Below are 6,000 nucleotides of genomic sequence, written 5' to 3' on the forward strand. Positions count from 1 at the left end.
CACAGGTATTTTGATAGTTTTCCACAGATGTTGGACGAACTAATAGGCACTTGCCGTTTTACTGGGGATATTTGATTCTCAGTAGTATGAGTATTAAGGGACTGAGTTTTTGTTAAGTTGAGTAACAAAAATCTTGCCTTAAGTCCTATTCTTGCGTTGGCATTTATTTTTTATACCAGCGAATTTAACATTTCGCAGCATTGACAAACCCACCCCCTCTTGGCGCACAATGATTCGGCTGGCTTGTTTTGTAGTCCGTTCCACCATTGACACCAAAAATTACCTGAAACGTTGGTGTAGATTGTCGGGTAGACACAGGATTATGTAAGGCAAATTCCACATCACCACAAGCAACTTGTCCCTCTTGATTGACCTCAGAGAAGGAATAACTTATGAACGCAACAGTTAGTATTTTTACAGAAATTCCCGAAACACTACATGAATCCCTCAAGACTTACTTAGAAACACATCCTGATTGGGATCAAAACCGAGTACTGACGGCTGCATTATCGCTGTTTTTACTACAAAATGGAGATAGCGATCGCCGCGCTGCTCGTGTATATTTAGAAACTTTATTTCACCACAGCTAAAGATCAATGCCCTGCACCAACTGGCCAGCAACACGCAATTTACTAGCCATTACACAAGTGCTAGTAAACAGCATTCTGGCTCATGCCTGAGCATGGGCACGGTCACCGTGCCCCAAACATTAATCGATTGGGATACCTTGTGTGAACAACTCTAGATTAGTGACTATCAACTCAAGAGTGAGCTTCTGACTGTTGAGAAGGACATTCAAATTTATACCCTACACCCCGTACAGTCTGAATTAGTGCTGGTTGACTAGCATCGACTTCAATTTTCTTGCGAATTTGACCAATATGTACATCGACAACCCGCTGGTCGCCAACATATTCGTAATCCCAGACTTCTTGAATCAGTTCTGCACGCCGCCAGACTCTACCAGGATGGCTGGCGAGGAAATGCAACAGATCAAATTCCAGAGCGGTTAAGGGTATTGCTTGGTTGTTGAGTGCTACCTCGCGCCGCACCGGATCAATCATTAACTTTTCAAATACCAGACGTTTTTGTTCAGCAGTCGTCACAACCCGCTGACGCCTCAAGATGGCTGCTACTCTAACTTCTAACTCTCCTAGTCCAAATGGCTTGGTGAGATAGTCATCAGCACCTTTAGAGAAGCCACGAATTTTATCGGCTTCATCTGCACGGCTAGTTAACATCAGCACGAAAACACCATTACGACTTTGCATTTCTTGGCAGAGGTTGAACCCAATGACATCTGGGAGATTAACATCTAAAATCACCAAATCTGGGTTAAATTGCTCAAATAAAGCTAAGGCCGATTTACCATCCTCAGCCGCCTCTACTTGATAGGTCTGCCTAATTAAAAACCGTTGGATTAAATTGCGGACCGCAGGGTCGTCATCAACTACAAGAATCTTGGCGGGAGCCATGACCATCACTTTTCACAAAAATTTATAAGATTAACAGGAAAGAGAATTGCGTAAAAACGCTGTTTCCACTTTGGGAGTTATGTAAGAATCTACAAGGGTGAGGAATGAATTTCCTGATTATCCACAAATAATATAGAGTAATCAGGTTTCTGGACAATAAAATTAAGAAGATTCTGCTAGTCACATAGGTACTTAAGTACAGGTATTGTAGTTAGTAAATTTAGTGTCCACTAGCCAGATATTTTCCATATTAGTCACAGCAGTTCGGTAACCTAAGAGACTTTCCTATCCCAATATTAGTGGTGAGTGGTGATTTAAAACTTTCTAATTTTAAATCTATCTGTCGATATGTGGATCGATACCACTAGGTAATTGTGTGGCTGATTGCTAAAAAGTTCCTCAGCAACCGCTAAATTTTCACAATATAAAACATAAAAGTTAGTTTTTTCATGAAAAAAGCGTTTTAGGTATTTTTCAGTTCAATTTCTAGAGTAAAGCCCTCACAGACCAAAGACATGAGGGTATACACGGAGTTATGGCAATATGTTAAAGTTGGTATAGTCAAAATTCCCAAATCAATCCAACTAACCCATGCTACTATCCTGGTAGGGCATGACAACATGTCGATACGTTGGTTTCGATCCAGATAAAACCTAAAATTGTTTTTCCTAAAGTAAAAGACTGCCACTGACCAAGGCTAAAGAAAGTATAAACTCCCATGAGCGATCAAAATCCCTACGACAAACTTGGGGTATCAGAAGATGCTAGCTTCGATGAAATTCAGGACGCTCGCAATCGCCTATTGGAGCAGTGTGAAGGCGATGCCAAAAGTCTAGAGCTAATTGAAGTAGCTTACGATGCGATTTTAATGGATCGCCTAAGGATGCGCCAGGAAGGTAAAATCAAGGTTCCTGAGCGAATCAGGTTCCCTGAACTGCGAGTGCAATTGCCTCCAAAAGAAAGTCCAACTCCTCATGAGCAGTCTCCTGCATGGCTGCAACGAATGCTCGATCAGCCAACACCTACAGATATTCTGTTACCTGGAGCCTGGTATTTGGGTTTAAGTACCATCAGTGTATTTTCCCAGGCAGCGGGTGATCAAGTTTTGCAGTTAGCATTAGTAGTGGGTGTAGGACTGAGTATTTACTTTATTAAACGTAAAGAAGGCAAGTTTGGTAGAGCAGTGTTGTTAACGCTGGTTGGTTTAACAGTAGGTTTAATTGTCGGCGGGCTGATTGCTAGCTGGCTATTACCGCAAATAAATCTAGTCCAACTGAGTGCTGAACAGTTCTCTACAGTGTTGACATTTATGCTGTTGTGGCTAATTAGCAGTTTTTTACGTTAATTTGATGAGTTTATAGGACTAGTACCGCTGCGCGGAAATTAAAAGTCAAAAGGAACCAGTGCGTTGGGGAGACAGCGCTGTTGGCGGGTTTCCCGACTTGTAGACGCCTTTTGCACGGTGAGCCAATCCGGTGGACGGGTTACCCGGCATCAGGGACTTCCAACTATTGACGCCGCAGAGTATTAAATAATGGGTAATAGCTAATTTGGTCTTAGCCGTCTATTACCCATTAACTTAATAAAAGCCACCATTAAGCAAGGTTGACTAGCTGAGGTTTGAGAATATACTCTACAGATGAACTCAAATTCGCAAAAATTAGGTCAGGGTGGTACATTTCTAGCTGAGGGCGATCGCGTATCCCCGACTCCACAGCCATTACTTTAACACTGTGTTTTTTCGCCGCCGTGATATCCGCTTCCGTATCCCCAACCATCCAAGTTTCAGCAGAGGGAGGAAGTTCAGCTAAAGCCCGTTTCATCAACAAGGGCTTGTCTTCGATATCACGAGTTTTTACGTAGTCATTACTAAGGCAATAACAGCGATTTGCTGGGAAGAATCTGTCTAAGTTGTATTGTTTAAAGGCATAATCTAATTCCCTTTGCCGACGCATTGTCATGACTACCAAATCGATTCCCGCTTGTTGAACCTTCAATAGTGCGTCTATGGCACCTGGGATCAGGTTGTCATATTGGAAATAAGGTTGTGTATGCACTGTTTGACGCCGCAACTGGGAAAATTCCTGGGCTTGAGTTTCATTTAACCCAGATTTCAAGGCAATTTGTGTTTCCGGTACGCGCGATCGCTTTAGCTGCCAAAATTCTGCTTTAGTTAGTTGCTGCACAGATTGTGTTGGATGGCGGGTTTTCTCCAAACAAACTTGATAAACACGGTAATAACGTTCGGAAACATCAATAATGGGGCCGTCGAAGTCAGTAATGAGTCTTAGCATCGGCGGGAAAATATTAATTTATATTGCAATTATCTACCTATTAAGGTTAATAATTCAATACATTTCAGTTGTGTTTTTTGTCGGGACATAGCATGAAGCTATGCCACATTTAACTTGATACCAATGACAAGATGCCCCTTTACAAAAGCGTCCCGCGTTTGATTTGTTCACTTTCGATGGCCTCAAATAAGGCGCGAAAATTGCCTTCCCCAAAACCTTGAGCTTGATAACGACGCTCTATAAACTCAAAGAAAAAGGTCGGTTGTCCAAAAATCGGTTGGGTAAAAATTTGTAGCAGCAATGCTTTTTGGGCATTTTCTTGCCAATCCACCAAGATTTCCTGTTGGGCGATCGCCTCAAGTTCTGCCTCGGACAAAGGAAGTTGTTTTCGTTGTTTGAGTTGTGAGTAGTAGGTTTGGGGTACTGAGAGTAAAGACAGTCCACGCGCACGAAATTGGGCGATCGCACTGATCAGATTTGTTGTCCGCAAGGCGATGTGTTGAATTCCCGAACCCCGATTGACATTGAGAAACTCCTGAATTTGGGAGTTGCGTGAAGCTGGTTCATTAATCGGTAACTGGACACTACCGTTACGGGAAACCATCACTTGGCTATATAAGGCAGAGCGATCTGTTTGAATTTTGAAACTTTGCTGGGGTTGAAAATCTAAAATTTTTTCATACCAAGCAACAGCAGATTCTAATTCTCCTACAGCCACGTTGAGTACTATGTGATCTATGGCAGTGAAAATACTCAGTGGAGAAGTAATAGAATCTTCATCATTTACTTGAGATCTTTCAATCAACGTATGAGTCAACCCACCCCAAGCCGTAATTTTGCCCCACTTGAGGAAAACATTACCTTTTTGCTGTTCCTGGATTGGTTGAATGACTTCAGCACCATGTATTTGAGCTAGTGCGATCGCTGCTTCCACATCTTCGATGACAAAGGCCACATCTGCAACCCCCGGTGGATGTTCGTTCAGAAACTTAGCCACCGGACTTGTGGGTAATAAGGCTGAAGACAGAAAAAAGCAGACACCACCATTATTCACAACTTCTGTACAAGTGTGAATTGTATTAATATTACTATCTACTGCTGTAAACCCCAAGTGGTTTACAAACCAATCCCGCCAGACTTTGGCATCATCTACATAGAAATGAACGTGATCAATTTTCATAAATCCTGAGAATCCAGCACAACAGCTTATATATCCGTGATTTTTGTCTTTTTTGCTAGATTATCAAGTCTTTACTCATTAATCATATACCAGTATGCATAGGCTACTATCTTATCTTAGAGCTACTTGCCATCTTTTGTCTGTTTGCTGAAGGTTAAAAGAATTACACGACTGCAAAAATTTAATAAAATTGCCAGATAAATGTAAAGCTTTGATTTTTTCAGTGATTGGTTGATGATAACGCTGACTAAATGCACTACCTAACGTTCCAATATCAATAAAACTTTTTGGAGATTTAGGAGTTAATTCCTGAAGAATAGCTTTCAGTGCTTGTTCTAAATCCGCTGAAGAATTAATAGTAGATATATGATTATCTAAAGATTTTTCTAATACTGGATACTGGGAAAATACAGTTATATATAATTCAGATTTACTATCTACTTGATGAACAACAAAATCATTGGCATACGCCAAAAAAACATCTTTAGCTTTTTTATCAGGAAAGTGTTGATTAATTACTTGCTTAATACTTAAATTATATTTATTTTTAAAAGCTTGAGAGATAGTAGAAAACTTTACCCAATAAATCTGTTGATTGTCTTGCTCGATTTTAATTAATTGTTTTATTTGTTGAATAAATTTATTTACTGGAGGAATATCTAAAGAATTAGGAATTGCTATTTCTTTTCCGTTTGAGCTATTAAATATTTTTAAAACTTCTTCTTGTTTATATACTTGATATATTATCAAACCATATTGTTGTAGATGATTGCATAAATTTGTCATAACTTGATCAGACGAACAAACTATCACTTCTTGCACATTAGCGTAACGTTGATGAACTGATGAACCTAAAGCTATCATTTTACCATCAGCATTATCTCTACCAACGGGAACATGAATTAATTCATAACCACGCTGATGTAATTCTACATCTCGTTTACCCATACTACACCAATTAGCAAAGGCAATCTTGACTTGCAGAGGATAGGTACACACCTTAGTGGTGCAGAAAACTTTTTGGAGTCTCAAGTTGAAAAAACAGTAACAC

6 protein-coding genes are annotated in these 6,000 nt (G+C 40.2%); 2 read left to right on the forward strand and 4 right to left on the reverse strand.

From position 1 onward, the window contains the following. Nucleotides 1-392 precede the first annotated feature (392 nt). On the forward strand, nucleotides 393-590 hold the full coding sequence (locus ACM0OS_RS17000) for a DUF2811 domain-containing protein (RefSeq protein WP_414544376.1): 198 nt from the start codon (nucleotides 393-395) through the stop codon (nucleotides 588-590). A gap of 171 nt (nucleotides 591-761) precedes the next feature. Here ACM0OS_RS17000 and ACM0OS_RS17005 read toward each other — a convergent pair whose 3' ends face one another. Beyond that, entirely contained in the window at nucleotides 762-1,475 is a 714-nt protein-coding gene (locus ACM0OS_RS17005) for a response regulator transcription factor (RefSeq protein ID WP_414544377.1), read from the reverse strand. Nucleotides 1,476-2,193: 718 nt separating this feature from the next. Between ACM0OS_RS17005 and ACM0OS_RS17010 the strand changes: the two genes are divergently transcribed. Further along, the gene (locus ACM0OS_RS17010; protein WP_414544378.1) at nucleotides 2,194-2,820 is read left to right on the forward strand and encodes a CPP1-like family protein; all 627 of its coding nucleotides are present in this window, start codon (nucleotides 2,194-2,196) and stop codon (nucleotides 2,818-2,820) included. A 250-nt stretch (nucleotides 2,821-3,070) separates the two neighbouring features. On the opposite strand, the gene ACM0OS_RS17015 is transcribed toward ACM0OS_RS17010, so the two are convergent. The 3 genes from ACM0OS_RS17015 to ACM0OS_RS17025 all read right to left on the reverse strand — a co-directional run. Further along, nucleotides 3,071-3,769: an HAD family hydrolase gene (locus ACM0OS_RS17015; protein WP_414544379.1), complete on the reverse strand. Its 699-nt coding sequence runs from the start codon at nucleotides 3,767-3,769 to the stop codon at nucleotides 3,071-3,073. Between the two features lie 139 nt (nucleotides 3,770-3,908). Next, complete coding sequence (gene hppD / locus ACM0OS_RS17020) at nucleotides 3,909-4,949, reverse strand: 4-hydroxyphenylpyruvate dioxygenase (RefSeq protein ID WP_414544380.1); 1,041 nt, start codon at nucleotides 4,947-4,949, stop codon at nucleotides 3,909-3,911. A gap of 111 nt (nucleotides 4,950-5,060) precedes the next feature. Next, the coding region (locus ACM0OS_RS17025; RefSeq protein WP_414544381.1) for an NYN domain-containing protein at nucleotides 5,061-6,000 on the reverse strand (940 nt) is incomplete at its 5' end.

This window comes from Nostoc sp. CCY0012 (assembly GCF_963920855.1).
Lineage (GTDB): Bacteria > Cyanobacteriota > Cyanobacteriia > Cyanobacteriales > Nostocaceae > Cyanocohniella.

Excerpts from the sequence above, each read along its gene's own strand:
- ACM0OS_RS17005 (WP_414544377.1), bottom strand. The coding sequence starts at position 1,475 with ATGGCTCCCGCCAAGATTCTTGTAGTTGATGACGACCCTGCGGTCCGC.
- hppD (WP_414544380.1), bottom strand. The coding sequence starts at position 4,949 with ATGAAAATTGATCACGTTCATTTCTATGTAGATGATGCCAAAGTCTGG.
- ACM0OS_RS17015 (WP_414544379.1), bottom strand. The coding sequence starts at position 3,769 with ATGCTAAGACTCATTACTGACTTCGACGGCCCCATTATTGATGTTTCC.
- ACM0OS_RS17000 (WP_414544376.1), top strand. The coding sequence starts at position 393 with ATGAACGCAACAGTTAGTATTTTTACAGAAATTCCCGAAACACTACAT.
- ACM0OS_RS17010 (WP_414544378.1), top strand. The coding sequence starts at position 2,194 with ATGAGCGATCAAAATCCCTACGACAAACTTGGGGTATCAGAAGATGCT.